This is a genomic window from Pseudomaricurvus sp., assembly GCF_965662505.1.
GTDB lineage: Bacteria > Pseudomonadota > Gammaproteobacteria > Pseudomonadales > Cellvibrionaceae > Pseudomaricurvus.
Genome location: NZ_CBFIHX010000043.1, coordinates 1 through 26609 on the forward strand (window position 1 = coordinate 1; position 26609 = coordinate 26609).

Annotated in this window: 27 protein-coding genes and 1 tRNA gene; 18 read left to right on the plus strand and 10 right to left on the minus strand. The window is 54.2% G+C overall.

The window, feature by feature from the left end:
* The 7 genes from ftsY to ACTG33_RS07855 form a co-directional block, all read left to right on the plus strand.
* On the plus strand, positions 1-1194 hold a 1194-nt coding region (ftsY, locus tag ACTG33_RS07825), incomplete at its 5' end, for a signal recognition particle-docking protein FtsY (protein WP_439134645.1).
* A 36-nt stretch (positions 1195-1230) separates the two neighbouring features.
* Positions 1231-1923, plus strand: a complete 693-nt coding sequence (ftsE, locus tag ACTG33_RS07830) for a cell division ATP-binding protein FtsE (RefSeq protein WP_439134646.1) — start codon at positions 1231-1233, stop codon at positions 1921-1923.
* Positions 1898-2986, plus strand: coding sequence for a permease-like cell division protein FtsX (gene ftsX, locus ACTG33_RS07835; protein WP_439134647.1), 1089 nt, complete (start codon positions 1898-1900; stop codon positions 2984-2986). The genes ftsE and ftsX overlap by 26 nt, the downstream gene beginning before the upstream one ends.
* 235 nt (positions 2987-3221) lie before the next feature.
* Positions 3222-4076: an RNA polymerase sigma factor RpoH gene (gene rpoH, locus ACTG33_RS07840; protein ID WP_439134648.1), complete on the plus strand. Its 855-nt coding sequence runs from the start codon at positions 3222-3224 to the stop codon at positions 4074-4076.
* A gap of 174 nt (positions 4077-4250) precedes the next feature.
* On the plus strand, positions 4251-4625 hold the full coding sequence (locus ACTG33_RS07845) for a DUF423 domain-containing protein (RefSeq protein WP_439134649.1): 375 nt from the start codon (positions 4251-4253) through the stop codon (positions 4623-4625).
* Between the two features lie 65 nt (positions 4626-4690).
* A complete protein-coding gene (gene trmB, locus ACTG33_RS07850) occupies positions 4691-5398 on the plus strand; it encodes a tRNA (guanosine(46)-N7)-methyltransferase TrmB (RefSeq protein WP_439134650.1) in 708 nt (235 codons plus the stop codon).
* 553 nt (positions 5399-5951) lie between these two features.
* The gene (locus ACTG33_RS07855; protein WP_439134651.1) at positions 5952-7052 is read left to right on the plus strand and encodes an OmpA family protein; all 1101 of its coding nucleotides are present in this window, start codon (positions 5952-5954) and stop codon (positions 7050-7052) included.
* 131 nt (positions 7053-7183) lie between these two features.
* Here ACTG33_RS07855 and ACTG33_RS07860 read toward each other — a convergent pair whose 3' ends face one another.
* A complete protein-coding gene (locus tag ACTG33_RS07860; protein ID WP_439134652.1) occupies positions 7184-8041 on the minus strand; it encodes a universal stress protein in 858 nt (285 codons plus the stop codon).
* A gap of 122 nt (positions 8042-8163) precedes the next feature.
* Here ACTG33_RS07860 and elbB point away from each other — a divergent pair, with 122 nt between their 5' ends.
* The gene (gene elbB, locus ACTG33_RS07865; protein WP_439134653.1) at positions 8164-8820 is read left to right on the plus strand and encodes an isoprenoid biosynthesis glyoxalase ElbB; all 657 of its coding nucleotides are present in this window, start codon (positions 8164-8166) and stop codon (positions 8818-8820) included.
* 162 nt (positions 8821-8982) lie between these two features.
* Positions 8983-10041 carry a CNNM domain-containing protein gene (locus tag ACTG33_RS07870; protein WP_439134654.1) on the plus strand — a complete coding sequence of 353 codons (1059 nt, stop codon included), beginning with the start codon at positions 8983-8985 and terminating at the stop codon, positions 10039-10041.
* Here ACTG33_RS07870 and ACTG33_RS07875 read toward each other — a convergent pair.
* Complete coding sequence (locus ACTG33_RS07875; RefSeq protein ID WP_439134655.1) at positions 10038-11948, minus strand: ATP-binding cassette domain-containing protein; 1911 nt, start codon at positions 11946-11948, stop codon at positions 10038-10040. The two genes, ACTG33_RS07870 and ACTG33_RS07875, sit on opposite strands and share 4 nt — an antisense overlap.
* Positions 11949-11989: 41 nt before the next feature.
* Here ACTG33_RS07875 and ACTG33_RS07880 point away from each other — a divergent pair, with 41 nt between their 5' ends.
* Positions 11990-12472: a TIGR02444 family protein gene (locus tag ACTG33_RS07880; protein WP_439134656.1), complete on the plus strand. Its 483-nt coding sequence runs from the start codon at positions 11990-11992 to the stop codon at positions 12470-12472.
* Between the two features lie 73 nt (positions 12473-12545).
* Here the strand turns inward: ACTG33_RS07880 and ACTG33_RS07885 are convergent, their stop codons facing one another.
* Positions 12546-13625 carry a histidine kinase gene (locus ACTG33_RS07885; protein ID WP_439134657.1) on the minus strand — a complete coding sequence of 360 codons (1080 nt, stop codon included), beginning with the start codon at positions 13623-13625 and terminating at the stop codon, positions 12546-12548.
* A gap of 514 nt (positions 13626-14139) precedes the next feature.
* Here ACTG33_RS07885 and ACTG33_RS07890 point away from each other — a divergent pair.
* Entirely contained in the window at positions 14140-14856 is a 717-nt protein-coding gene (locus ACTG33_RS07890) for an FKBP-type peptidyl-prolyl cis-trans isomerase (RefSeq protein WP_439134658.1), read from the plus strand.
* Between the two features lie 98 nt (positions 14857-14954).
* Here ACTG33_RS07890 and ACTG33_RS07895 read toward each other — a convergent pair whose 3' ends face one another.
* Positions 14955-15791 (minus strand): PhzF family phenazine biosynthesis protein, encoded by an 837-nt coding sequence (locus ACTG33_RS07895; RefSeq protein ID WP_439134659.1) that lies wholly within the window; start codon positions 15789-15791, stop codon positions 14955-14957.
* A 179-nt stretch (positions 15792-15970) separates the two neighbouring features.
* On the opposite strand from ACTG33_RS07895, the gene ACTG33_RS07900 reads away from it, so the two are divergent.
* The gene (locus ACTG33_RS07900; protein WP_439134660.1) at positions 15971-17422 is read left to right on the plus strand and encodes a PLP-dependent aminotransferase family protein; all 1452 of its coding nucleotides are present in this window, start codon (positions 15971-15973) and stop codon (positions 17420-17422) included.
* Between the two features lie 49 nt (positions 17423-17471).
* On the opposite strand, the gene rsd is transcribed toward ACTG33_RS07900, so the two are convergent.
* The 4 genes from rsd to ACTG33_RS07920 form a co-directional block, all read right to left on the minus strand.
* Complete coding sequence (rsd, locus tag ACTG33_RS07905; protein WP_439134661.1) at positions 17472-17927, minus strand: sigma D regulator; 456 nt, start codon at positions 17925-17927, stop codon at positions 17472-17474.
* Positions 17928-18232: 305 nt separating this feature from the next.
* Positions 18233-18958 carry an LrgB family protein gene (locus tag ACTG33_RS07910; RefSeq protein ID WP_439134662.1) on the minus strand — a complete coding sequence of 242 codons (726 nt, stop codon included), beginning with the start codon at positions 18956-18958 and terminating at the stop codon, positions 18233-18235.
* Positions 18959-18983: 25 nt separating this feature from the next.
* Positions 18984-19337: a CidA/LrgA family protein gene (locus ACTG33_RS07915; protein WP_439134663.1), complete on the minus strand. Its 354-nt coding sequence runs from the start codon at positions 19335-19337 to the stop codon at positions 18984-18986.
* A 19-nt stretch (positions 19338-19356) separates the two neighbouring features.
* Entirely contained in the window at positions 19357-19839 is a 483-nt protein-coding gene (locus ACTG33_RS07920; RefSeq protein ID WP_439134664.1) for a disulfide bond formation protein B, read from the minus strand.
* Positions 19840-20004: 165 nt separating this feature from the next.
* On the opposite strand from ACTG33_RS07920, the gene ACTG33_RS07925 reads away from it, so the two are divergent.
* A complete protein-coding gene (locus ACTG33_RS07925) occupies positions 20005-20514 on the plus strand; it encodes a flagellar basal body-associated FliL family protein (protein ID WP_439134665.1) in 510 nt (169 codons plus the stop codon).
* A gap of 65 nt (positions 20515-20579) precedes the next feature.
* Here the strand turns inward: ACTG33_RS07925 and gcvH are convergent, their stop codons facing one another.
* Complete coding sequence (gene gcvH, locus ACTG33_RS07930; RefSeq protein ID WP_439134666.1) at positions 20580-20969, minus strand: glycine cleavage system protein GcvH; 390 nt, start codon at positions 20967-20969, stop codon at positions 20580-20582.
* Positions 20962-21114: a hypothetical protein gene (locus ACTG33_RS07935; protein WP_439134667.1), complete on the minus strand. Its 153-nt coding sequence runs from the start codon at positions 21112-21114 to the stop codon at positions 20962-20964. The genes gcvH and ACTG33_RS07935 overlap by 8 nt, the downstream gene beginning before the upstream one ends.
* A gap of 239 nt (positions 21115-21353) precedes the next feature.
* Here ACTG33_RS07935 and ACTG33_RS07940 point away from each other — a divergent pair, with 239 nt between their 5' ends.
* The 5 genes from ACTG33_RS07940 (at position 21354) to ACTG33_RS07960 (ending at position 26450) form a co-directional block, all read left to right on the plus strand.
* Positions 21354-23471 (plus strand): AsmA family protein, encoded by a 2118-nt coding sequence (locus ACTG33_RS07940; protein ID WP_439134668.1) that lies wholly within the window; start codon positions 21354-21356, stop codon positions 23469-23471.
* Between the two features lie 78 nt (positions 23472-23549).
* Positions 23550-24662 (plus strand): A/G-specific adenine glycosylase, encoded by a 1113-nt coding sequence (gene mutY / locus ACTG33_RS07945; RefSeq protein WP_439134669.1) that lies wholly within the window; start codon positions 23550-23552, stop codon positions 24660-24662.
* A 57-nt stretch (positions 24663-24719) separates the two neighbouring features.
* Positions 24720-24992, plus strand: a complete 273-nt coding sequence (locus tag ACTG33_RS07950; RefSeq protein ID WP_439134670.1) for an oxidative damage protection protein — start codon at positions 24720-24722, stop codon at positions 24990-24992.
* 192 nt (positions 24993-25184) lie between these two features.
* Positions 25185-26246 (plus strand): lipid A deacylase LpxR family protein, encoded by a 1062-nt coding sequence (locus ACTG33_RS07955; RefSeq protein WP_439134671.1) that lies wholly within the window; start codon positions 25185-25187, stop codon positions 26244-26246.
* 128 nt (positions 26247-26374) lie between these two features.
* Positions 26375-26450, plus strand: a tRNA-Phe gene (locus ACTG33_RS07960).
* Positions 26451-26609 lie beyond the last annotated feature (159 nt).

The following is a 26609-nucleotide window of genomic DNA, read 5'->3' on the forward strand; positions in this document are numbered from 1 at the left end:
AAAGCCAGCAAAGGCGGGTTCTTTGCCCGCTTTAAAAAGCGCAGTAGCGAAACACCTTCTGAACCATCCCCCGATGAGAGCTCCAAAGACACAGAGAGCGCAACGGAGAGTGAGCCGGCAACGGAAACAACGCCTGAGAGTGTTGAAAAAGAAAACCTAGTACCAGAAACAGTACCAAAAGCAGTACCAGAATCAGTACCAGAAGTAGCCACAGAAGCAGCGGCAACTGAAGCAAAAGCCGTTTCGGAGAAAGACAAACCCGAATCAAAGGGCGGCTTCTTTTCCCGCATGCGCGATGGCTTGTCGCGCACCAGCAGCAATTTCGCCGAGGGGCTGGGCAACCTGTTCCTGGGGCAGAAAGAGATCGATGACGACCTGCTGGAAGAGATCGAAACCCAACTGTTGGTTGCCGATGTGGGGCTTGATGCCACCACAGAAATTATCGATAACCTCACCGATCGAGTGGCTCGCAAGCAGCTGTCTAACTCTCAGGCGCTCTACGACGCCCTGAAGAGTGCACTGGCCGATTTGCTGGTGAAGGTGGAAGAACCGCTGGTGTTGCCCGAAAAACAGCCTGCCGTGATCCTGGTGGTGGGTGTCAACGGGGTGGGCAAGACCACCACCATTGGCAAACTGACCAAGCGGCTGCAAAGTGAAGGCAAGAATGTGATGCTGGCGGCGGGGGATACCTTCCGTGCCGCTGCAGTGGAACAGTTGCAGGTTTGGGGCGAGCGCAATAATGTACCGGTAGTGGCTCAGCACACGGGTGCCGACAGTGCTTCTGTTATCTTTGACGCCATTGCCTCTGCCAAGGCGCGTAACTTTGATGTGGTCATCGCCGATACCGCCGGTCGTCTGCACAATAAAGGACACCTGATGGAAGAGCTGTCCAAAGTGAAGCGCGTAATGGCCAAGCTGGACGTGACCGCACCTCACGAGGTGCTGCTGGTGCTGGACGCTGGCACCGGGCAGAATGCATTGAACCAGGCGGAACAATTCATTGCGGCAGCCGGAGTCACCGGTATTGCCCTGACCAAGCTGGACGGTACCGCCAAAGGCGGGGTGATCTTTGCCCTGAGTCAGAAGTTCGGCCTACCGGTGCGCTTTATCGGTGTGGGTGAGGGCGTGGATGACTTGCAACAGTTTGAGGCCAAGGCGTTTGTGCAGGCGCTTTTTAATGAGCAGCGTGGTTAATGAAACGGCTTAACAGGGTTAGCCAGTGAAGGCGATATGATTCGATTCGACCAAGTCAGTAAGCGCTACCCCGGCGGGCACGAAGCCCTGAGCCGGCTGAGTTTCGAAGTGGACCGCTCCGAGATGGTGTTTCTCACCGGACATTCGGGGGCGGGTAAAAGTACCCTGCTGAAACTGATCATGTTGATGGAGCGCCCTTCCCAGGGGCAGGTATTCGTCAACAGTCAGAACCTCAATCGCCTGACGTCCCGCCAGATCCCCCAGTTGCGCCGTCAGGTGGGGGTGGTTTTCCAGAATCATCAATTGCTGTTTGACCGCAGCGTCTACGATAACATCGCTCTGCCGTTGGTGATCGAAGGCTATAACCCGGCCGAAGCGGGACGCCGTGTGCGCGCTGCACTGGATAAAGTGGGCCTTCTGAGTAAAGAAAAGCAGAACCCGATTGTGTTGTCTGGTGGTGAACAGCAGCGGGTCGGGATCGCCCGGGCCGTGGTGAACAAGCCCAGGCTGCTGCTGGCGGATGAGCCTACGGGCAACCTCGATCCGGCGCTGTCGGCGGAAATTATGTCCCTGTTTCAACAGTTTAACGATGTGGGCGTGACGGTAATGATCGCCAGTCACGACCTGGCACTGATTCGCCGGATGAACAAGCGGGTTCTGGGATTGGCCAACGGTGAGTTGGCCCACGATGGAGTGTTGCAGCATGCAGCGAACCCAGAAACGGTCTAACAGTCGAGTGGTGCCACCTGGCTCTGGTTCTTCCAGTAAAGGTGGTGGTGCTTCCAATAAAGGTGCTGGTGCTTCCAGGGCTGCAGCGAAACCGGTTAAAAACACCCGAGGCGGTGGTGCCAAGGTGTACAAGACCGGCTGGAAAGATCGCTGGCAGGGGTATCTCGCCCATCACGAATCCAGCGCTCGCGACAGTTTGCAGCGCATGCTGGCGACGCCGGTGCAGAGCCTGATGACCTGGCTGGTGATTGCCGTGGCGCTGGCGCTGCCGGCTACGCTGCTGGTTTGCCTCGACAATATTCAGTCTCTGGGACAGCGCTGGGATGGCGCGCCTCAGATGACCCTGTTTCTCAATCCCAAGGCCCAGGATCGCGCCATTGCCGATTTTCAGCGGCGTCTGGAGTCCCGTGATGAAATCGATCAGGTCACCTATGTGTCTGCCGAAGACGCTTTGAAAGAGTTCGAAGTGGAATCCGGTATGGGTAACGCCCTGCGTTCGCTGGATACCAATCCGCTGCCCCCGACCCTGTTGCTGGTGCCTGCGTCCGATGCTGCGCCGGCGGCCCTCAGTGCGCTGGGGGATTCTCTCGGCGAGCAGGCTCTGGTGGATGATGTGGTGTTTGACCGAGCCTGGATTGAGCGCTTGCACCAGATTCTGGAGCTGGGCATGCAGTTGGCCATGGCTCTGGGGGGGCTGTTGGCGTTGGGGGTGCTGTTGGTGATTGGCAACACCATACGGCTGTCGATTGAGAGCCGCCGCGACGAGATTGTCATCGTCAAACTGGTCGGTGGCACTGACGCCTTTGTGCGCCGCCCGTTCCTTTACACCGGGCTCTGGTATGGGCTGGGCGGTGGTGTGCTGGCGATGTTGCTACTGATGTTACTGCTGCTGTTGCTGGCAGGCCCGGTATCGATGCTGGCGGACAGCTACCAGAGTGATTTCCAGCTAAATGGACTGGGTTTTGGCGGCGGCTTGCTGTTGATTGCCAGCGGGGCTCTGGTGGGATGGCTGGGGGCGTGGCTCGCGGTGGGTCGTCATTTGGGAGATATCGAGCCTCAGTAAAGTAACGTTAACGGCCTCAGGGTTTGTGTGTACTCACTTTTTAGAGCTTTATTTTGCACGGGAAGCGAACTTTTTGGTGGATTTGCACTCTTATATTAGGAGTGCTACACTCAGTCGGCTTCCTATAGTACGAACAGTACGAAGCGAGTTCGTTTTAGAACACCCAGTTTAGACGCCGTCAGTCGCTGTACTGGCTGCTAGATGTAACGATAGAAACAACCGGAGAACATCCATCATGGGAAAAGGCTTACAGCCTGTCGGGGTACTCGCACCAGGGGCTAACCTCAATGCGTATATGCAGGCCGTTAACGGTTTTGCCGTGCTTTCCGCAGAAGAGGAAAAGCGTCTGGCAGAAGAGCTCTATTACCACGAAAATCTGGAGGCGGCCCGCCGTCTGGTTATGGCTCACTTGCGCTTTGTGGTTCACATCGCCAAAGGCTATTCCGGGTATGGTTTGTCTCAGTCAGATCTGGTGCAGGAAGGCAATGTCGGCCTGATGAAAGCCGTCAAGCGCTTTAACCCTGAAAAGGGTGTGCGTCTGGTGTCTTTCGCCGTTCACTGGATCAAGGCCGAAATGCACGAATTCATTCTGCGCAACTGGCGCATTGTGAAGGTCGCCACCACCAAGGCTCAGCGCAAGCTGTTCTTTAACCTGCGCGGCGCCAAAAAGCGTCTGGCCTGGTTGAGTAACGACGAAGCCAAAGTCGTGGCCGAAGACCTGGATCTGGACATCAAACATGTCCGCGAGATGGAAGGCCGTTTATCCGCATACGATGCCGCTTTTGATGCGGGCTCGGATGATGATGACGATACCGCCTATCAGGCTCCGGCTCACTACCTTGAAGACAAGCGTTTCGATCCCGCTCTGCAATTGGAAGCCGCAGACTGGGAAGAGAGCAGTGTTAACAGCCTGACCGCTGCCCTGAGTGGTCTGGATGATCGCTCCCGCGACATCCTGCAGCAGCGCTGGTTGAACGATGAAAAAGCCACATTGCACGATCTGGCTGCACAATACGGTGTCTCCGCTGAGCGTATCCGCCAGCTTGAGAAAAACGCTATGAAGAAAGTCCGGGTATCCATGGAAGCCTGACTTCAGGTTAAATTCCAGCCCGTTAAAAGCCGCAATTGATTGCGGCTTTTTTGTCTCTACTGTCCTTTTAGTTCCGCGCGCACTACAATACCCGGCAATTTCATGTCGGGCTTGTATGGCCTGCCGTTCAGACTCCCCCTTATTTTGCGCACCTTCTTCTGTGGAGCTTCCATTATGGCGAAACACTTTCTTCTGATTGCGGGGCTAAGTGGTTTGTTGGCGGTCATGTTGGGTGCCTTTGGGGCGCATGGACTGAAGGCAAAAATTACTCCGGAGTTGCTGTCTGCCTTTCAGACGGGTGTTCAATACCAGTTTTATCACACTCTGGCGTTGTTGCTGGTGGCTCTGTTGTTGCTGCGTTTTCCTGAGGCATCGCTGTTCCACTGGACCGGCTACGCTTTTATTGCCGGCATTGTGTTGTTTTCCGGCAGTCTCTACGCAATGGCCTTTGGCGGCCCTCGCTGGCTTGGTCCGATTACGCCACTGGGCGGGCTGTGCTTTATGACTGGCTGGGTGATGATGGTGGTCACGGCCTGGCGGTTGCCGTAACTCGTTTGAAGTCCGTTAACGTTTTCGAATTGTTAAAAATATTGTAAGGGGCAGCGTCTGCGCTCATGACTGAAACATTTGATGTAAAACCAGAATTTAAAAAGAAAGCCATTCGCAGTTATGTGATTCGCGGTGGGCGGATTACGGTCGGCCAGAAGAACGCGTTTGACAATTACTGGCAAGCCTATGGTCTCAGTCTGTTCGATGGTGCGCTGGATCTTGAGCAGACATTTCCGCAGCAAGGGCCTCTGGTGCTGGAAATCGGTTTTGGTATGGGTGACTCTCTGTTTACCATGGCCGAAAACGAAACCGACAAAAACTTTATCGGCATTGAAGTTCACCCCCCGGGTGTTGGCTGTTTGATAAACAATGCTGGCAAGGCAGAGCTGACCAATCTCAAAGTCTATATGGCCGATGCGATTGATGTATTGGACGACTGCATTGCCGACGAAAGCCTGGATCGTTTTCAGCTTTACTTTCCGGATCCGTGGCACAAGAAAAAGCATCACAAACGTCGCATCGTTCAACCCGCGTTCGTGGAAAAAATCAAGACCAAGCTAAAGCCCGGCGGCATGATTCATATGGCAACTGATTGGGAAGCTTACGCTGATCACATGATGGAAGTCCTTTCCGCTGCAGATGGCATTGAAAACCTCGCGGGAGACTACCTGTTCTCTCCTCGTCCGGAACATCGTCCGATCACCAAATTTGAAAAACGCGGTGAGCGTTTGGGGCATGGTGTTTGGGATTTGATGTTTGAAAAGACAGCTTAACCGGTTGCAAAAAAGTTAAGGGGTTTTCACTTCGGAAGAGCAGAGGTTTGCTGCTCTTCATCTGTCCTTTCCATTTCTTTTCCGTTCGAAGTTTTTTTAGGCACCTCGCATCGGTTTTAAACACAATTGCTTCACGATGCGCTCTTGTCTGTACGGAGAAGAACGTACATGAAAATTAATGCGACAATTTATGCAGAGTGTGTACCCTCTAATGCTTGTTTTAAGGAAAATTGTCCCCAATCTGCCTATTATTCGTGATGCAGGGGCCAGGTTTTCTGGCGCGATTTAAAAACGCAGACTAAAGTCCTTAGGAAAAGTCCATCTATAAGGATTAATTTCCGGTTTGAAGTGAAAAATAACCGTTAACAAAGCAAATTTTATCGATTAAATAGGCAAAACTCGCTGTTCAGTCTATAACTAAGGTCACGATCTATAAAGATCAGTCGGTCTGGGTATAACAAAGACAGCGTTATTGAGCAGCGGAGTTCGGCAGTTCTGAAACGACCTGCGAAAAACGTTTTACTGACAAGTTCTAGAGGCAAGGAGCAATACCATGAAGTTAACAACCAAAAAACTAGCCGCAGCCATTGGCTTGAGCTGTGCGATCGCAGCGCCTATAGCGCTGGCTGAGGACGGTCGCCATCTCGAGATTATGGGTGGCGGCGGTTACAGCGTCTGGGATACGGATCGTAATCTGGACGATGCCGGTTTCTATGGCGCCGGTTTGGGTTTTGCCCTGAACCGTACCTGGACTGTAGAGGGCTGGTGGACCCAGACCGAAGATTTGGACTTTGATGACGGCTCCAGTTTTGGCGGTGACGCTGAAGAGTATCGTCTGGATATGCTCTATCACCTGACAGAAGGTGGCGGCTGGCGTCCATACATCGTGGCCGGTGTTGGCGATAACTCTTTCGATTTTGACAGTGGTGCAGACGATATCGATGAAACCCGACTCAACCTCGGTATCGGTGTCAAGCGCATGATTGGCAAGCACGTTAATATCCGTGGTGATATCCGTGCCTTTAACAGCCTGGATGAAGAGATGACGGATATGGCTGCCCAGTTGGCGGTTAGCTTCCTGATCGGTGACGTGTCAGGGCCTACTCCCCCTGACAGCGATGGTGACGGTGTGCCGGATGATTCCGATGCCTGTCCTAACACGCCTCCGGGTGCGCCAGTAGACTCTACGGGTTGTGCACTGGACAGTGACGGCGACGGTGTACCGGATTACAAAGATCAGTGTCCTGGAACCGCTGCGGGTCTCAAAGTGGATGATGTCGGTTGTCCTCTGCAGCTGGAAGAAGCTGTCCAGATGGAGATTGATATTGAGTTCGCCAATGACAGCGCTGTTGTCAGATCTGAGTACGATGATGACATCAAGAAAGTCGCTGACTTCATGAAACAATACGAAAGCGTGAAGGTTGAAGTTCAGGGCCACACCGATTCCAGTGGTGCTGCGTCCTACAACCAAAACCTGTCTGAGCGACGCGCAGCAGCAGTTGCCGCCGAGCTTCAGAATTACGGCATCCCTCTTGATCGTATTCACTCACAAGGCTACGGTGAAACCATGCCTATCGCGGATAACAGCACCAAAGAAGGCCGTGCTCAAAACCGCAGAGTGATTGCTGAAATCGATGCACACGTAGAGAAGTAAAGACGATAGGAGAGGGGTAATACCTGATCCTTCACTAAGACTGTGCCCTCCAGGGCACAAAAAAGCCGCCCAGTAATGCGCGGCTTTTTTTGTGTCCGATGTAATATCGAGCGCCGATCAAAACAGATGGCTTAATTGACCACTAAAATATCCGTATCAATGACACTCAGGAGTTTTTCTGCGGTATTGCCCATCAGTGCGGCTTTGACGCCGTGACGGGCCACGGTACCAATAATCAGAACATCCACCCGCAATTCTTCGACCGTCTGTAAGATGACTTCCCTCGGCGGGCCCAGATGAATGTGAATCCGCTCCGGAGGCACGCCAAAGCGTTGGCTGATGTGTTCCTCATTGCTGTGGACTTCGGCCTCATCGGGCAAATGATTGTCCGCCAGCAGAATGAAGACATCGACAATTTGCAGTTTCTGTTCAAGTGCCGTCACGCAGTGAACGGTGGACTGAGTGGCTTGTCCCAGACGGTGCGCCTGAGTGATGATCTGGTTATTGAGCAAGTCGTGTCCACTGTCGTCACCGTCGGGTGTAATGGCCGCGAGGATTCTCTGATGAGTCCAGGGGGCGGAGTCTCGAACCAACAGAACGGCTGAATTGGCCTTGCGCAATAATGCGACTTCAGCCTCGGAGTCCGAGCCGGGTGTCTTTAAGGGTGAGGATTTGAGTATCAGATAAGCCCCCACGCGACTGCTGGCATGGACAGCGGACTCCTGCCACTCGCTGTTCCAGTAAGCTTCGGTGGAGACGGCAATGCCCTCTTGTCGCAGCGGCTCTGCCAGGGCTTCCAGTTGGGCCTTATTCTGTGCGAGAGTGGAGGCCTTGGCCTCCTTGCGGGAGCTAAAAGCAGAGATGTCGTGTAGATAATCACAGCAAAATAAGTGCAGGCGGGCGCCTGTGTCGATGGCGAGTTGCTCCGCGCGTTTAAGGGCGGATAAATCGTCAAAGCCGGGGTCAACAATCGCTAATAAGGTTGCCATTGTTTTGTCTCCTTGGTGAGTGGCTTGCGAGCCTCTACAATATGGCATATTTAAAAATCGGTGTGAAAAGCTAATCAGCGAATATCGCCATTGATCTGGAAAACACGAAGAGGTCTTGTTTTATGTCAAAAAGAATCGCGGTGATCCTGGCCGGAAACGGGGTATACGATGGGTCAGAGATCTATGAGTCAGTCATTACACTGTTGACGCTGGATCAGAAGGACGCGCAGGTTCAGTGCTTTGCGCCGGATATTCCACAGATGCACGTGGTCAACCATCTGACCGGTGAAGTGGCCGAAGGCGAAAGTCGTCAGGTATTGGTTGAAGCAGCACGTCTGGCCCGTGGCGAGATCAAGGACATAAAAGAGGCCCGCGTTGAGGACTTTGACGCTTTGATCATTCCGGGCGGCTTTGGTGTAGCAAAGAACCTCAGTGACTTCGCGGTGAAAGGAGCCGAGATGTCTGTCGAACCTTCGGTCTTGTCTCTGGTGCAGGGCTTCAAGGCGGCTGACAAGCCCGTTGGTTTGATCTGTATCGCGCCAACTCTGGCGGTTGCCATTTTTGGAGAGGGTGTTAAATGTACCATCGGTCAGGACCCAGACACCGCGGCGGCCATTAAAACCATGGGGGGCGATCATGTGACTTCCGAGGTGGATGAAATTATTGTCGATGAAGCCAACAAGCTGGTGACGACCTCGGCCTATATGATGGCGGGTCGTATCCGCGAGGCGGCGTCAGGCATTACCAAACTGGTGGATCAGATACTCACCATGGCGTAATTGGGCTGTTGCGTTTCATGTAAGCTATTCATGTGAACAGCTCTCATTATGTAACCAGTTTCTATTAAGTAATCAACTCCTAAGGCAAGGCATCGGACGTTTTACAGTCGCTGTCTTGCCCTGCTAACGTACCGCATCGCTCAACACCCAAAAGGAATATTCATGGCTTTATTGGTGCTTTATATTTTTATCGCCATTGGTGTTTCTTTTTTGTGCTCGGTGGTTGAAGCGGTATTGCTAAGTCTGTCCAGTGCTCAGGTAGCCGTGCTGGAGCAGGAAGGCAAGCGTTCCGGAGTTATCCTGAAGCAGTTAAAGACGGATGTCAGCAGGCCGCTGGCTGCCGTCCTGAGCCTGAACACCATTGCCCACACCATTGGTGCTGCGGGTGCAGGTGCGCAGGCTACCAAGATATTTGGCAGTGCCTCGTTGGGCATCGTTTCAGCCATTCTGACGCTGTTGATTCTGGTGCTGTCAGAAATTATCCCCAAAACCATCGGTGCCCACTACGCCCGTCAGTTAGCCCCGGCGACTGCCTACATTTTAAAATATCTGGTGATTATGTTGATGCCGTTGGTGGTGATGTCAGAATTCATTACCCGCCGTTTAAAATCTGACGAAGCCCTGGATGGTTTCAGTCGTGATGAACTTTCCGCCATGGCCGACCTGGGGTCCGAGCAGGGAGCTTTGTCGAACGAAGAAGCTCTTATATTGAAAAACCTGATGCTGATACGGGACGTCACGGTGCGTAAGATTATGACACCCCGCACCGTGCTGTTTACCCTGTCTGTGGATATGACGGTGGGTGAGTTTTTTCACAAGCATCAGCAGGAACCGTTTTCCCGTATTCCGGTGTATGAAGGGGATAAGGACAACATTACCGGTTATGTGATCAAAAGTGATCTGTTACTGGCCCAGGCTCGAGGCAACGAGGCATCGTCTTTAGGTAACTACCGTCGAAAATTACCGGCGTTCATCGATAACACTACGATCTATCAGGTGTTTCAGGATCTTGCGCCGCAGCGCTCGCACATCATGTTAATCGTCAACGAATACGGCAGCGTGGGCGGTATTGTCACCATGGAAGATATTATTGAAACACTGTTAGGTTTCGAAATTATCGATGAAAAGGACAAGGTGACGGATATGCAAAAAGAAGCCACCAAGCTGTTGCGTAAAAAAGCCAACAGCAAAGGTGTTGATGTGGAAGACAGTTCTTCTTAGCTGTTTTCCTTGAATCCCTCTTCCAGAGTTTCATACTCTTCACTGAGCGTCATCCACTCTTCCTCAGCTGCATCGAGTTTTTGTCGGCAATCGGATTGCTGCTTCAACAGGGTCTGAAGATCATCCTTGCGTTCGGCATCGTACAGACTGGTATCGGCCAGCTGAGTTTCCAGCTCATCCATCTGCGTTTGCCACTTATCCACTTGCCGCTCGGCGGATTGCACTTTCTTGCGCAGCGGTTGCAGTTGCTTGCGAAACTCCGCGGCCTGCTGACGCTGTTGTTTGCGGTCGATCTTGTCCGAGTTACCTGACTCGTCAGCGGGTTTGCTTTCCGTGGGTGTTTCCCGCTGTGCCAGCCATTGGTGATAATCTTCCAGATCGCCTTTGAAGGGCTCTACGTTACCGTCGGCGATCAGTAAGAAATCATCGACGGTATTGCGCAACAAGTGACGGTCGTGCGAGATTACCAGTACGGCACCGGGGTAGGTTTGCAGCGCCAGGGTGAGCGCTTCACGCATGTCCAGATCCAGGTGGTTGGTGGGCTCATCCAGCAACAGCAGATTGGGTTTCTGCCAGGCGATTAATGCCAGCGCCAGACGGGCTTTTTCACCGCCGGAGAAATGTTTGATGACTTCAAAGGCGCGATCACCGTGAAATCCAAAACCGCCGAGAAAGTTGCGCACTTCCTGTTCCCGAGCCGTGGGCGATAACCGCTGAATGTGCAGGCCGGCGCTGGCGTTCATATCCAGAGCTTCCAGCTGATGCTGATTAAAGTAACCGATGGCCAGGTGTTCGCCACTGGTGCGCTGGCCTTCCACCAGAGACAGTTCCGCCACCAGAGATTTGATCAGCGTGGATTTACCCGCGCCGTTCGGTCCCAGAAGCCCCAGTCGACTGTCCGGCTCCACTCTCAAGTTAACGCTCTTTAAGATGATACTGTCATCGTATCCCAGCTGTGCATCGGTTAGTTGCAACAGCGGGTGAGAGGTCTTGTCAGCGCAGGGAATCTGAAACTGGAAGGGTGAATCCACATGCGCGGGGGCAATCTTCTCCAGCCGCTCCAGAGCTTTCAGGCGGCTTTGAGCCTGCTTGGCTTTGGTGGCTTTGGCTCGAAAGCGTGCCACAAACTGTTCAATGTGAGCGATCTGGGTCTGCTGACGTTCGAACATCTGTTGCTGTTGTGCCAGGCGCTCGCTGCGTTGGCGCTCAAAAGCGGAGTAGTTGCCGTTATAGAGTTCCAGCTTGGAGCGCTCGATATGGACTATGTGCTGCACGGTATTGTCGAGAAAATCCCGGTCGTGAGAAATAATCAGCAGGGTGCCTTTGAAGCGCTGTAGCCGTTGTTCCAGCCACCAGGTGGTATCCAGATCCAGGTGGTTGGTGGGCTCATCCAGCAACAACAGATCGGCAGGAGACATCAGCGCTTGTGCCAGATTTAGACGAATGCGCCAGCCACCGGAAAAGTCGCTGACCGGTTTTGCGGTTTCATGACTGCCAAACCCCAGGCCGTGCAGCAATTCCCCTGCTCTGGCTTCGGCCGTGTAGCCATCGATGATTTCAAACTGGGCGTAGAGCTTGGCCAGCGCTTCACCGTCATCGTGATCCTGCTCGGCAATGGCGGTTTGCAAACGGCGAAATTCAGTATCGCCATCCAATACATAATCGAGAGCGGAGCGGTCACTGTGTGATACTTCCTGAGCCATATGCGCAATGCGCCAGCCAGAGGGAATATTACACTCGCCCTGGTCCTGGGCAATGTGGCCACTGAGCATTTTAAACAGGGTCGATTTTCCGGTGCCGTTGGCGCCAATCAATCCGACTTTGTGGCCATCGTGCAGTCGCAGCGAGGCGCCTTCCAGCAGAATCTTGCTGCCCCGTTGTAAGTTCAGGTCGTGTAATGTAATCATGGCGGCATTCTATCACGCCGTGTCTGTCATGAGAGTGTCCTATGAGCCCCTTTCCCGAATCATTGTGGGATTTTAGTTTATCGATCTACGCAGAGCCGGAAATGGAGGCTCTGTGTCTGCATTTGCAGGATCGCAGAGGTATCAATGTAAACCTTCTGTTGTGGGCTCTGTGGTTGGATGCCCGATCGCGACCCTTCCAATTGGCTTTGTGGCAACAGGGCGTTAACAGAAGCCAAAGGGCGGAGCGCTGGCGGGTGGGGCCTTTGCGACGTGTGCGCAGGTTTCTGCCAAAACGTACACCCTGGCAGGGTATTCGGTCGATGGTGAAAACCTGGGAGCTGCAAAGTGAACAGCGGCAGCTTCAGGACTTACAAAAGATCAGTGATGGACTTTCGGGAGGGAGTGATGTCAGGTCTGCAGACGACGGTTACCTGATTCAGTTACTGGGATCCAGTGAGCCTGAGTATCACCAGTTAATGCAAATTCTTGAACACTGGAGCAATGGCCGCAAACATCGGCCATAAAAAAACCGCTGGGCGATCTGTCCCGGTTTGAGACAGAGCGCCGCAGCGGTTATTCGATGCGGATCAGTTTAGCTTAGTCGTCACCGAACAGGCTTGGGCTGATAGGCGCATCGCTGGGAGCAGGTGCTGGCACAGGAGCAGGAGCCGGTGCTGGTTTAACTTCTGGAGCTTTTGTAACTTCAGCCGCTGGACTGGCTTTTGTGGGAGTTACATCAGGAGTTACCTGAGGAGCCGCTTTGGGGGCAGCTGGCTTCTTCGCGGCTGTCTTTTTAGGCGCAGCCTTCTTAGCGGCTGGCTTGGCAGCGGCTTTTTTCGGGGCTGCTTTCTTCGCGGCTGGTTTGGCAGAGGCTTTTTTAGGGGCGGCCTTCTTGGTTGTGGCTTTGGCAGCTGCCGCTTTTTTAGGAGCCGCTTTCTTTACCGCGGGTTTAGCTGCGGTCTTTTTAGCGGCTGCTTTCTTGGCCGGTGCTTTTTTTGCTGCGGTTTTCTTGTTGGCTACGGTCTTCTTTTTGGCACTGGCGCTGGTTTTGGCAGCGGCCTTTTTCTTGGCTGCGGCTTTCTTTTCTGCCAGGGCAGCTTTTTTAGCAGCGGCTTTGGCCTTGTCAGCCTCAGCTTTGGCTTTCTTCTTAGCGGCTATCGCAGCTTTTTTGGCGGCTGCTTTTGCTTTTACGGCCTCAGCTTTGGCCTTTTTCTGAGCGGCAGCTTTGGCTTTCTTGGCTTCAGCAGCGGCTTTTTTATTGGCGGCTGCGGTCAGGGTTTTTTCGGCTTTTTTGGCTGCAGCGGTAATGGCGGCATTCAGTTTGGCGGTTTCTTTCAGAGCTTTCAGCTCAGCGCTGGTATCGGCAATAACGGCCTTGGTCTCAGCAACTACCTTTTTCTGTGCAGCAACGGCGGCTTTGGCTTTAGCAACACGGTCTTTTACCGCGGCTGTTTTTTTGGTTTTGGCGGCAGATTGAGCGGTGGCTAACTTACCACTGAGAGTGGTTAATTTCTTCTGGGCGGCAGCGTTGGCTTTTTGGGCCGCGGCAACGGCTTTTTCAGCATCAGCGTGTTTTTTGCTGCGGGCTTTTTCCAACTGAGTGGTCAATTTTTGGATTTGTGATTCCAGATCGACAACAGGGTCGACGGCCTTTTTGACTTTTTTGCGAGCTGCCATATTAGCGATTCCTCTAGGGGTTAAGTCGGGTAAATTTACTCGACGCGATCATACCCACGTTTGCTGGAAAATTGTATGCTTTGGTTAGAATAAAGTCAGATTTTTTCAGAAAAAACCGCCTGCTTTTATCCAAACGCCAAAGATTCGATCATCTGCTTTAAAACAGTGCGCTTTATCGATGGTCGACACCGGTTTTCGGTAAGGGTTACGGATACCACAAAAACTGCAAAAGACGGCTGCCGAACCGGTGACGGTTGGGGTAGTATGGTTGTTCACCGTGTCGCCCGGCTCTCAGTTCCAGGTTTCGGCAAGAAGGCAGGAAGCTGACAGGGATTGTGTACCAGGTGAAGTGCCAACAGTCGATATGGTTGCTATGACAGTCGTGCCAATGTGCAGGATTTCACACTGGCGGCTGAACCACTGGTCGTTTCAGTGGTCATATCGAACTGAATGGCAAAACTGAAAGCAATAAAAGGTTCGTTCTTAAGGGCGGATGAATAACAGGAAGAAATTTATGATCTCCAAAAAAATACTGATGAGTACGGCAGCCACAGCATTCTTCGTTGTTGGGCTCAACCAGCAGGTGATGGCGGATAAACTTGAATCCCTGACTGACCGTGCCAGCTACGTATTCGGCTACAAAACCGCCGAGCGATTTAAGCAGGGTCAGATTGATATCAACCCGGAAGTCTTCTCCCAAGCCATGAAGGATGCTCAAAAAGGCACTGAGCCGAAACTGAGCGAAGAGGATATGCAGGATACGATGCGTGCTCTGCAGACTGAGCAGCAGGCCAAGCAAGCGGAAGCCATGAAAGAGATTTCCGAGGCTAACGAGAAAGAAGGTAAGGCTTTCCTGGCAGCCAATGCCAAAAAAGACGGTGTCAAAACCACAGAATCCGGTTTGCAGTATAAAGTTCTGGAAGCGGGTAAAGGTGCAAAACCGACTCGTGACAACCAGGTCTCCGTGAACTACAAAGGCACGCTGCTCGACGGCACTGAGTTCGACAGCTCATACCAGCGCGGCGAACCTGCGACTTTTGGTGTAACTCAAGTAATCCCAGGTTGGACCGAAGCCCTGCTGATGATGAAAGAAGGCGCGAAGTGGGAAGTCTATATCCCCTCTGATCTGGCCTACGGTGCCGGTGGTGCAGGCGGTCAGATTGGCCCGAACGCCACTTTGGTGTTTGAGATCGAGCTGCTGAACGCCAATGCGGGTACCGCCACTAACTGATTGCGATCGGCACGCGCCGAACCCGAATCACTAAAAAGGCCGACGATTCATCGTCGGCCTTTTTTTATTGGCGTCTATTGAGAAAACCGAGAGTGGTTTTAATAACGGATGCTGCCTTCCAGATAGGTCACGGCCTGGCCTGTCAAAGACACCCGCACTCCTTGCTCTCCTTCAAGACGACATAATAGATCGCCACCGCGAGCGGAGATCTGTCGGGCGGAGAGAATATTCCGATCCAAAGCTTCGGCCCAGTAGGGCGTCAGTGTGCAGTGAGCGGAACCCGTCACCGGATCTTCATCTACGCCCAGGCGGGGAGCAAAAAAACGGGAGACAAAATCACACGCATCCCCTTGAGCGCTGACGATAACCGGTGCGTCGGAGGCGTTTGCCAACAGATGCAGATTGGGTTTGAGGTTGGCGACGGTGGCTTCGTTGTCGACGATCAGCAGCCAGTCCCGCGGGGACTTGCCGGAGAAGAGGACCGATTCCAGTCCCAGTGCCTGCAGCATCTCTTCAGGTACCGGTTGAGGCACTGCGGGGCGGGCTGGAAAATTGAGCGTTAAGCCCTCCGCCTCTTTGGTGACCGTTAAGATGCCGCTGCGTGAGCGAAAACGAATCACCGTGCTTGTGCAGGGGTTTGCACTGTCCAGTCCATCAAACAAGGCATGAGCGGCTGCCAAGGTGGCGTGCCCACAAAGATCCACCTCGTGGGTGGGCGTAAACCATCGCAGGTGAAAATCGAACGCTGCGCCGTCCTTATCGACCTCGCCTGTTTGCGCCGGAACGTAAAACGCCGTTTCGGACAGATTGTTTTCGGCGGCTATATTGAGTAACTGGTTGTCATCCAGCCAATCGGTCAGTGGCACCACTGCGGCCGGGTTGCCTTTAAAGAGTCGTCCGGTAAAGGCATCGATTTGATAGATAGGTAGCTTCATGGGATCTAATCCGTGTGACATCAAAAATCAGTTCAGCGGTAATCTGGTTGGAGCTGTCATAACTACGCGGCAACACAGATTGAGCTGTTGGTTTCAGAAAGCAGTGTAGCTGGCACCCTTTAAGCAATACAGATACAATTTTGTTGAAATTAAACCAGTACAGATCAAGGTGTGTTGCTATGCTCTATCAAAACCTGGCCAATGATCTGCTGGCTAATATCGAACAGGGCCTTTATCGGCCCGGCGAGCGCTTGCCTTCGGTGCGACAACTGGCGCGGCAGCGAGGTGTCAGTGTCTCCACCGTGGTCAGTGCCTATCAGCATCTGGAAACCACCGGTCAGGTTACCGCGCGTGAGAAATCCGGCATCTATGTTGCGATTCCTGCGCAGAGACAGATTGAGGCTCCGGAGCCCAGTCGGGGGAGTCAGCCAACCCAATTGCAGATGAGTGACACCATCGCCCGGGTATTCGCCCAGAACCGATATCCAGATCGCATGCATTTCGATCTGGCGGTGCCCGCGCCGTCTTTCCAGCCGGCTGCGCAACTGAAGGCGGCCGCCAATCGGGTCGTGCGACATCATTTTAATGATAGCCTCACGCTCTACCCGTCGCCTGGCGATGGCGAACTGCGTCGTCTGATTGCCCAGCGTATGCTGGCCTGTGGTTGTCAGGTGGATGCGCAGGAAATCGTCATCACTAACGGCTGTCAGGAGGCGTTGCTGATTTCGCTGCAGGCACTGACTCAGCCCGGTGATGTGGTGGCGGTGGAAACACCGTGCTACTACGGTTTTCTGCAGGCGCTGGAAAGTCTGGGGCTAACCGTGGTGAGCATTGCCACAGATCCGGTAACCGGCATGGACGTGCAAGCACTGGCAGACGACTTGCAGCGCTGGCCCATCCGGGTGTGCCTGTGTTCTCCCTCCTACAGCAATCCCACCGGCGCGTGCATGACCGAGGCGGCCAAACAACAGCTGGTTGATTTGGCTCACCGACATGATTTCCACCTGATTGAAGACGATATCTTCGGTGAGCTGGCGCATGGCGAGGATCACTTAAAGAGCCAACAGGATGCCTTCAGGAGAGAACAAGAGCAGCGCCCCAGACCTCTGCGGGCGTTTGATCGCCATGGACGCGTGATCTATTGTTCGTCGTTTTCAAAATCCTTGTCGCCGGGGCTGCGACTGGGGTGGGTGGCTGCGGGTGAACATCGCTTAAGGGTGATGGAGCGTCAGCGAGCGAGCACCACCGGCACCTCGACGCTGCCGCAATTGCAGGTGCGGGATTACTTAAAGAGCGGCCACTTTGACAAGCATCTGTCGCGGGTTCGGCGACAGTATCGAATCAATATAGAACTGGCGTTGTCGGTTGTTGCGGAGGCGTTTCCTGAGGGAACCCACGCGACTCAGCCGCAGGGGGGATTTGTGCTCTGGATTTCTCTGCCGAAAAGCGCACCCGATGCGCTGACATTGCTGGACAGGGCGCAGCCAGAAGGCGTTTGTTTTGTGCCGGGACAGGTGTTTGGTTTACAGGGGCTGGAGTCTTGTTTGCGGATCAGTGTGGCTCAACCCTGGACGGAAGAGCTGGAAGGCGCCCTGAGAATTCTGGGGCGCCTGGCTGGCGATTTAAGCTAAAGGAGTAACCTGGGCAGCATTAGCCCAGGCAGCGGGCTAACCGTCCTGATCAGGTGACCAGATCCTTGTGTGAGGTGTGCAGCACTTCGATCATCCGGTCTTCCGCTTCAAAGCGATTGGCGAGCACTTCGCCCAGCTTGGAAAGATCTTCGGCGATGGTGCTGAGGTCGTCGGTTTCGAGATATTTGTCGTTAAAATCCAGCGCGTATTCGGTGGTGTTGTCGATGGTGCGAATCAGGGTGCGGGCTTCTTTCAGGGCATCCTCATCGTCGAATTCACGGGCTTCTTTTACCAGCTGGTCATAGACTTCAAAGTGACCGGCGGAGACATAATCCACCAGCAGCTGACACACTTCCTGGACCCACTCGGGAGCAGGAGTCTTGTCCGGCGATTCGTTCAGACTGCAATAGCGAACCAACAGTGCCTGGCGCTCCTGTAACCAGCGGTCAATGATATTGCTGACCCCACCCCAACGCTCTTTGGCCGATTCGCAGTTCTCTAGCATGGCAGTACATCCTTTCTTTCATCTGACTCATGGGCGTTTGCTGACATCTTGCCCGGTAATGTATCCGGTGGCCAAGACGTGCTTTTTACCCATCGTAATTTGCAAGTGTATTTGCACGTGAGTATTACAATCGCAGGTTGCAATTCTTTGCTGTCGGTCGCTACTTTTTATGACCGTTCAGTCCAAGATATGTGATCCTGAAGGCCACGGCAAGCGAAATGTGCCATCCAATTCTGAAACCCTGTTTCCGTAAAATTTGACGCTGTCGCCTAAAGTTCTACAGGTGTTTTAGGGGAGGTAAGAGGTCAAAAAAGCGGTACGATATACGGCAGTGTCAGAGCGGTAAACGCGCCGTTTAGGCCCATGGCCAGAGTGGCGAAAGCCCCGGTGGTGGCGTTGAGCTCGAAACCTCGGGCTGTGCCAACCCCGTGGGCGTTCAGGCCCAGTACAATCCCCTGGGCGCGAGGGTCATGCAGCTGCAGCAAGTAGAACACCACCGGGCTGAGCAGCACACCGATCACACCGGTAAACACCACCACGCCAGTGGTGAGGGTGGTCAGTGCGCCGATATTGTTGGCAATGCCAATAGCGATGGGGGTGGTGACGGACTTGGGTGCCAGTGACAGCAGAACCTGTTCGTTGGCCCCCATCATCCAGGCAATGCCCACGGCGCTCACTGCGGCAAAGACTCCGCCGAGGAGGACTGTCAGCAGTACTGGGAAAGCCAGTTTTCGGATATGGTGGAATTCCCGGTACAGCGGAATGGCCAGCGCCACCGTGGTGGGCCCCAGCAGGAAATAAATCAGATCATTGGCCTGTACATACTCGCGGTAGGGGATACCGCCAAACTTTAAAAAAGCGGCAATGACCACGGAGCTGACTGCCACCGGATGCACAAAAGCCCGGCGTCCACACAAATTGTAAAACCACAGCGCTCCCTGAAAGACGACCAGGGTCAGCAGCAGGCCGAACAGGGGTTTGTGTATAAGGCTGTTCCAGAAGGTCAGCAGATGGTGAATCAGGTCATTCATGGCAGGAAGAGTTCCGTCATCTCAATCAGGCGGAGCCGGAAGAGTGCTTGCCGGACAGTCGCTTCATTAGCCAGCCACTGAACAACATCGAAATAAACGTACCTGCAACCATCGCGGCCAACACCGCAGGCCAGTAGCGTTGAATGCTATCGGGCAGGAAAAACAAACCCACACCGGCGGGCAAAAAGAACAGACTCAGGTATTGGATCAGGCCGTGGCTGATGTCATCCACGTCTTTGGACGGGCCGCCTTTTAAGGCCAGTGCCAGCCACAGCAGGAGCATCCCGGCCACAGGACCGGGAATAGGGCTGTGCAACAGCGCCACCAGAGTTTCGCCGCAGAGCTGGAAAAACAGCAGAACAATAAGACCTTTCAGCATAGGGGCTTAGCCTTATCGATCAGACTTTGCGGAACATCTGCCAGAGATTCAGGCCAATCAGAATCACAAACGAAACCGCCACCCAGGCAGGCATGCTCAGCCCCAGAAAAATCCATGAGGTATCGGCGCAGTTGCCGTCGCCCTGCAGCAGCAGATTGACCGCGTCGCCCAGCGGGAAGTTGTCAAACATGTAGGACAGACCGGGACCGCAGGCCGGGACCTGATCTTCCGGCAGGCTCTGCAGCCAGACATGACGCAGTGACACAGACAAGCCGACACCGGCAGCCACAATGGCCAGCGCCGAGTAAATCCGTCGACCCAGCTGAGCGGGATTGTGAACAGCGGCAATCAGCGCGCACAGGCTGACCGCAAACACAAAGATGCGCTGAGTGATGCACAGCGGGCAGGGATGCATATCCATACCGTACTGGAAGTAAAGTGCGGTCAAGTTCAGGCCGGTGCAGCCGATAAAGATCAGTAGAAAAGTTGTGCGGATGGTCACAGTGGTCACTTCCCCGATAAGTAGTGAGTCGTCATGAATCGTGGTGAGGGGCTACAGAATTGGTGAAGCGCTACACTAGGGGAATTTGGCCACCAACTCAAGAAATGCCGGCTGCAAATGGGCGTTCCGGTCGCAATCATGAACTCAGAGTACGGGAGTGGGGTTTTGAAGGTTCAGAAAAATCTGGTCGGGCTGTCGCTACTGATCAGGACGCTAGTACTGGTCTTGCCGCTGATACTGACATCGCCAGTATGGGCCGAGGATGAACCGGAAGAAGAGGAGACAGTCGCTGCCGAAGGTGAGGAACAAGCGGACGCTGCCGAAGGTGAGGAGAAGGCGTCGTCGATCTATTTACCACTGAAACCTCCGTTTGTGGTCAACTATGGCAACAACGAAGGCGCACTCGCCAGTCGCTTGCACTATCTGAAAGCCGAGTTGACCGTGCGCGTAGGCACCCCAAAAGACGTCAATTCCATTCGCCACCACATGCCTTATATTCGCAATCAATTGATCATGCTGTTCAGCAAGCAGACTCAGGAAAGCCTTGAAACTCAGGAAGGGAAAGAGCTGTTGCGACAGAAAGCCCACGCAGCCATTTACGATCTGGTGATGGCAGAAGAAGGGGAGCTGGATCTGATCGGGGTGTACTTCAATCAGTTGATTTTGCAGAACTGATGGCTTTTGCCGTCGGCAGTCCAGTCAGGGACTGAACTGCCGGGCAAACGAAAGATCAGCGGGGATCAGTCGTCTTCGCAAACAGCGGTATAGCCATCGGCGTCCAGAGCACTGTCCAGATCGGTCAGATCGCTAGGCTTCACTTTAAAGAACCAGCCATCGTCGTACGGAGATTCGTTAACGATTTCCGGCGTCTCTTCCAGAGCTTCGTTAATGGCGATCACTTCGCCGCTGATCAGAGAGTAGATGTCAGACGCGGCCTTCACAGATTCCACCACACCGGCTTCTTCGCCAGCGGTTACCGTGCTGCCCACTTCCGGAGTCTCTACGTAAACCACATCGCCAAGGCTGTCCTGGGCGTGGTCGGTAATACCGATGGTCACAGTACCGTCGGCTTCAACGCGGGCCCACTCGTGGCTGGACAGGTATTTCAGTTCGCTGCGAACTTCACTCATGGTGCTTTCCTTCAATTATCAAATCGTAAACGGGTTTGGCCACACGGCGGGCGCTTTCTGCCAAAGGCGCGTAGTTTAGCGACTTTTGAGCGTCTGTGGAACGACCCGCACCTTCCGGTTGCGGGGTTTTCGTCCAAGCAGCCATTATCCTGTGGTGGATGCTGTAGTTGAGACCTTGCCCGCCGCTAGCCCGCGCGGGGCGTAATAAGTGGGGCGTAATAATAGCGTAGCAGGCATTTTCTGACTTGTGAGACTGCCGATGGACTGGCTGGCGCGAAGGGCAAGACACAATAAAACTTATATCAGACATAAAGGTCTAGACTGTGTGTCAGTCGGCTTTACAATTCAGGGAGCCGGACGTTTCAGTCATCAGGAGGAGAAAAAATGGGCAGCTTCATACGGATAATCGCGGGTATTGTGGGATTGGTGGTCGTGCTGATAATAGGCGCGGTGCTGTATCTGACCATGGTGCTGGATCCCAATGACTTCCGTGACGATATCGAGAAGCTGGCCGCAAAGCAGGGCGTGCCACTGGAAATTAACGGTAACCTGAGCTGGCAGTGGTTTCCCACCCTCGGGCTGAGCGTCGAAGGCGTGAAGGTAATGACCGGCGATGAAGCCCTGCTGGACGCCCAACGGCTGGCGGCTGCGGTGGCGGTCATGCCCCTGTTCAGCGGCAATGTCTCCATCGAAGCGCTGGAATTCTCCGGTGTGCAGGTGAATGTCTGGAAGGACAAACAGGGCCGTGGCAACTGGGAGATGTTGCAGCAATCTCAACAGCTCTCACAAGAACAGTCTCAAACCGATACACAGGCCGAAGCACCGGGTGCTGCCGACGATTCGGCGACCACTGAAACCTCCACCGGAACCCCCGTCTCACTGGTGATCGAACGCTTGAGACTGGAAGACACCCACCTGATCTATCGCGATCTGGCCGCCGGCTCCCGCATTGAGCTGAGCGACCTGAACCTCAGCGTCGACGGTTTCGACCTGACCGGTCAGCCGTTTGACTTGCAGCAGTCAGCCACGCTCAAGCTGGACGGTCAGCAGCCGCTGGACATCAGCAGCGAAGGCAGATTGGGCTTTGATTTGGAAAAACAGTACCTGTCCATGAGCGATCTGCAGTTAGAAGTCGCCGCCAATCAGACCCCGATGACTCTGGAATTGTCCGGCGACGTGGCTCTGGAAACCCTGGCCGCTGAACTGGATCTGGCCTTAAAGCCGGTGAATCTGGCCAAATGGCTGACCCAGTTTGGTATCGAACTGCCGGAGATGTCCGCCGCCGATGCCCTCAGCAAGGTGTCCATGAGCAGCAAAGTTGTCGGTAATGACGGTGCCTGGAAACTCAACAATCTGTCGCTCAAGCTGGATGACACCACTTTCGCCGGCCACGCCGGTATCGACAAGAATGGTGCCATGGAGCTGGTGCTCAACGGCGACAAGCTGGACCTGGATCGCTACCTGCCAGTGCCACAGGAAGAAGTGGCCGCCGCCAAGAAGGAAGCCAAACAGGCTCCGGCTCAAGGTGCGAAGACTTCTGCAGCGGGTGCCAATCCGCTGATCATGTCCGACGAGCCGCTGGATCTCAGTGCTCTTAAAGATCTCGATGCCAGCGCCGCGATCACCCTGGCGCAACTGACGGCCAAGCAGCTGGATTTCACCGATCTGGTGTTCAAGCTCAACGCCAAATCGGGTCTGGTTAATTTGCAGACCGTGTCTGCCGCGCTGGATCAGGGCAAGTTCAACCTGAATGGCTCGCTGGATGCGCGACAAAAAGCCTCCAAAGTGGCACTCAAAGGTGACCTGACTGGCTTGGAGCTGAAACCCCTGCTGGTGCTGTTTATGGATGAAGAGCGTGTGTCTGGCAACGCCGGTGGCGATCTCACCCTCAACACGCAAGGTCAAAGCCTGCGCCAGTGGCAGAAGAACGTGGCCGCCAATCTCAACCTGAACGCCGCCGAACTGACGTTCTCCGGCGTCGATATTGAACGCAACGCCTGTCAGCTGGCGGCGCTGGTCAATGGCAAGCCAAGCCCCGATCTGCAATGGAAAGGCCTCACCAAACTGCTGGATGTGAAATCGTCGCTGGCGCTCAACGGCGAAGTGCTCACCATTCAATCCCTCAGTGCCGGGGTGGAAAACCTTGGCGTGAAGGCGAACGGCACTCTCAACTACGTCACTGGCAAGTTCGATGTACCACTGAGTATTGCCTTTGTGGGCGAAGCCGACCCCAACCGCGACTGTCAGATCCGCGATCGCTGGCGCAACAAGGATTTGCCCTTGCGTTGCAAAGGTTCACTGGATACCGTGTCGGCCGGCAGCTGCGGCGTCGACAGCAAACGCATCAACGACCTGTTGGCCGATGAAGCCAAAGACGAGCTGAAAGACAAACTGCAGGAAAAGCTGCAAGAGAAATTGAATGAAAGCAGTGACGACGGTGAATCCGACAGCAAGGAAGAAGCCGTTAAAAGCCTGTTAAAAGGTCTGTTTAAGAAAGACTGATCAAGAAAGACTGGGCCCATCGCCAGTCTTTCGCCATGACGTAATTCGAGGAAAGCAGTATGTCGCGTAAACAGCAGTATGTCGCGTAAACAACAGGAGCAGACCAAAGCTCTTGGCGACAGTTCTTTAGCACAAGATTTTTCACAGCGGGTACTCGACTGGTTCGACCTGCACGGCCGCAAGCACCTGCCCTGGCAACAGGGCGTGACGCCTTACCGCGTGTGGGTGTCCGAGATCATGTTGCAGCAGACCCAGGTCGCCACGGTGATTCCGTATTTCGAGCGGTTTATGGAGCACTATCCCACCGTGCAGGCTCTGGCTGCCGCGCCGCAGGACGACGTACTCCATCTGTGGACCGGTCTCGGTTACTACGCCCGCGCCCGCAATTTGCACAAGTGCGCCCAAGCAGTGGTGTCGGATTTTGGGGGTGAATTCCCCGCCAGTGTCGACGAACTGCAATCCCTGTCTGGCATTGGCCGTTCTACCGCCGGTGCCATCGCCAGTCTGTCTATGGGCCAGAAGGCCGCCATTCTCGACGGCAACGTCAAGCGGGTGCTCGCCCGTCACTATGCGGTGGACGGCTGGCCCGGTACTACTTCGGTATTGAATCAGTTGTGGGAGATCGCCGAAGCACTCACCCCCGATCAGCGCTGCCAGCATTACACTCAGGCGATGATGGATCTGGGCGCCATGGTCTGCACCCGCAGCAAACCCGATTGTCACAGCTGTCCGCTGATGGATTCCTGTCAGGCCTTCCATCAGGGCAATCAAACCGACTACCCCGGCAAAAAACCGAAAAAAGACAAACCGGTAAAATCCGTCCAGTTGCTGATGCTGCGCAACCCCAATGGCGAATGGCTACTGGAACAGCGACCTGCCAGTGGGATCTGGGGTGGCTTGTGGAGTTTTCCCGAAATCGCCAGCGAAGAGTGCGTCACCGATTACTGGCAGCAAGCTCACGGTCAGGAACTGATCCATCAGGAAACCTGGGACAGCTTCCGCCACACCTTCAGCCACTACCACCTGGACATCACCCCAGTGGTGGCGGACATCGAAACCAGCGCCAGCCAGGTCGGAGAGCGAGCCGTTTATTGGTATGATGTGCATGCTCCCGCGTCTCTGGGATTGGCCGCACCGGTCAAACTGCTGCTGGAAAAGCTCCGTCAGCTGGAGCCTCTGGCCACTGCCTGAGCCATTTTCCTGTTTATAAAATCAATCATTCATCAATCAATTCAAAAGGTTACGTGTATGAGCCGCATGGTGTTCTGCCGCAAATATCAGCAAGAGATGGAAGGCCTGGATGCGCCCCCATACCCCGGCCCCAAAGGCATGGACGTGTTTGAAAACGTCTCCAAGCAAGCCTGGGGTGAGTGGCTTAAGCACCAGACCATGCTCATCAACGAAAAGCACCTCAACATGATGGACATGACCGCCCGCACCTACCTCAGCGAGCAGATGGAGAAGTTTTTCGCCGGTGACGACTACGACGCTGCCGATGGATTTGTACCCGAGAAGGACTGAGTCTCTTCCCTATTTTTCGGTCTGTTTTTTGGAATTTTTTGTAAAAGCGACTGTAAAAGCTACAAGTCGTCATCTCAATACCGAGTGATTTTGTGAACAGAATCACTCAATTTACGCCTTTTTCGATGCTTTTTTTGTTTGGTACGCGGTTTGCAAAACCGCTGTCATATTATCAGCATCAAGGAAGGCGTTATGTCGAAATCCACTTTATCCCAGCTCTCTATATCTAAACCCTTTTTGCCCAAGTCCTCTTTCTCAAAGTCCATTTCCACGATGACGGCCACGGCGGTCACCGCGTTAAGCGCTGCACTCTGCAGTCCCGGATCCCTGGCAGCGGACAGCAAAGGCACATTCTCCCTGTCGTGGGAAAATGACCTGTTCACCACCAGCAACGACGACAACTACACCAACGGCCTGCAACTGTCCTACGTCAGCGATACCTACATGCCGGACTGGTTGGCCGCCACATCAGCTTTGTTGCCGTTCGCCGATAGCAGTGACGACCTGCGCATGACCGTGAGCCTGGGGCAGAAAATCTACACCCCGCGAGATCTCAGCCGAACCGATGTTATCCAGAATGACCGCCCCTATGCCGGTTGGTTGTACCTGAGTGCCGGACTGCTGGCAGACAGCTATTCCAAGGGCAGCGTTCGCCACGTCGACTCTCTGCAGCTGATCGTCGGTACCGTTGGCCCCAACTCGGGCGCCGAAAGTGTTCAGACCCAGGTGCACGACTGGACGGATTCCGAAGAACCCATGGGGTGGGACAATCAACTGGACAACGAAGTCACCGTCGACCTGCGCTATCAGCACCAGTGGATGATCCCGGTGATTGATGGCAACGTGGATATCGTGCCTCAGGTCAGCACCATGCTCGGTAGCTCGCAGCGCAACGTCGGTACTGGCCTCGCGATCCGCTTTGGTAGCGGCCTGCAAAGTGATTTTGGCCCACCGCTGATCGACCCCGATAACACCGGCGGCGACTATTTCAAACCCGATCAAAGCTTCTACTGGTACGTCTTCGCCGGTGCCTATGGGCGCTACGTTGACTACAACATCTTCCTCGAGGGTAACCGCGACGGCGACTCCCACAGCGTCGAGCCGGAAGAGTGGGTGGGTGATCTGCAGGCCGGCCTGGTGATGGGCGCAGGCAACTGGCGTTTCACCATGACCAACATCTTCCGCACAGAGGAATTTGAAGGCCAGGAAGACGGCGATCAGTACGGCTCTGTCTCGGCTTCCTACCGGTTTTAGCTGACTTGATGAAAATTTGTTCAGTTTGAACCTCCGCCCCGAAATTTTTGGGTCGGAGGGTTGACGCCGACAACCCGACAAGGTTTAATACGCGCCTCTTGTGGACAGCCCCCGCGGCGTCAGACAAGGCCCGGATAGCTCAGTCGGTAGAGCAGGGGATTGAAAATCCCCGTGTCGGTGGTTCGATTCCGCCTCCGGGCACCATATTTAAGAAAGGCTCTGCAGAAATGCAGGGCCTTTTTTGTTTCTAATAGACTCTGCTTGAGGCGGCTTCGAACCCCCGACGTGTCGGTGGTTCACTGTTGTTGATGAATCGGGCCTCCGGGCACCATATTTAAGAAAGCTCGACAGCAATGTCGGGCT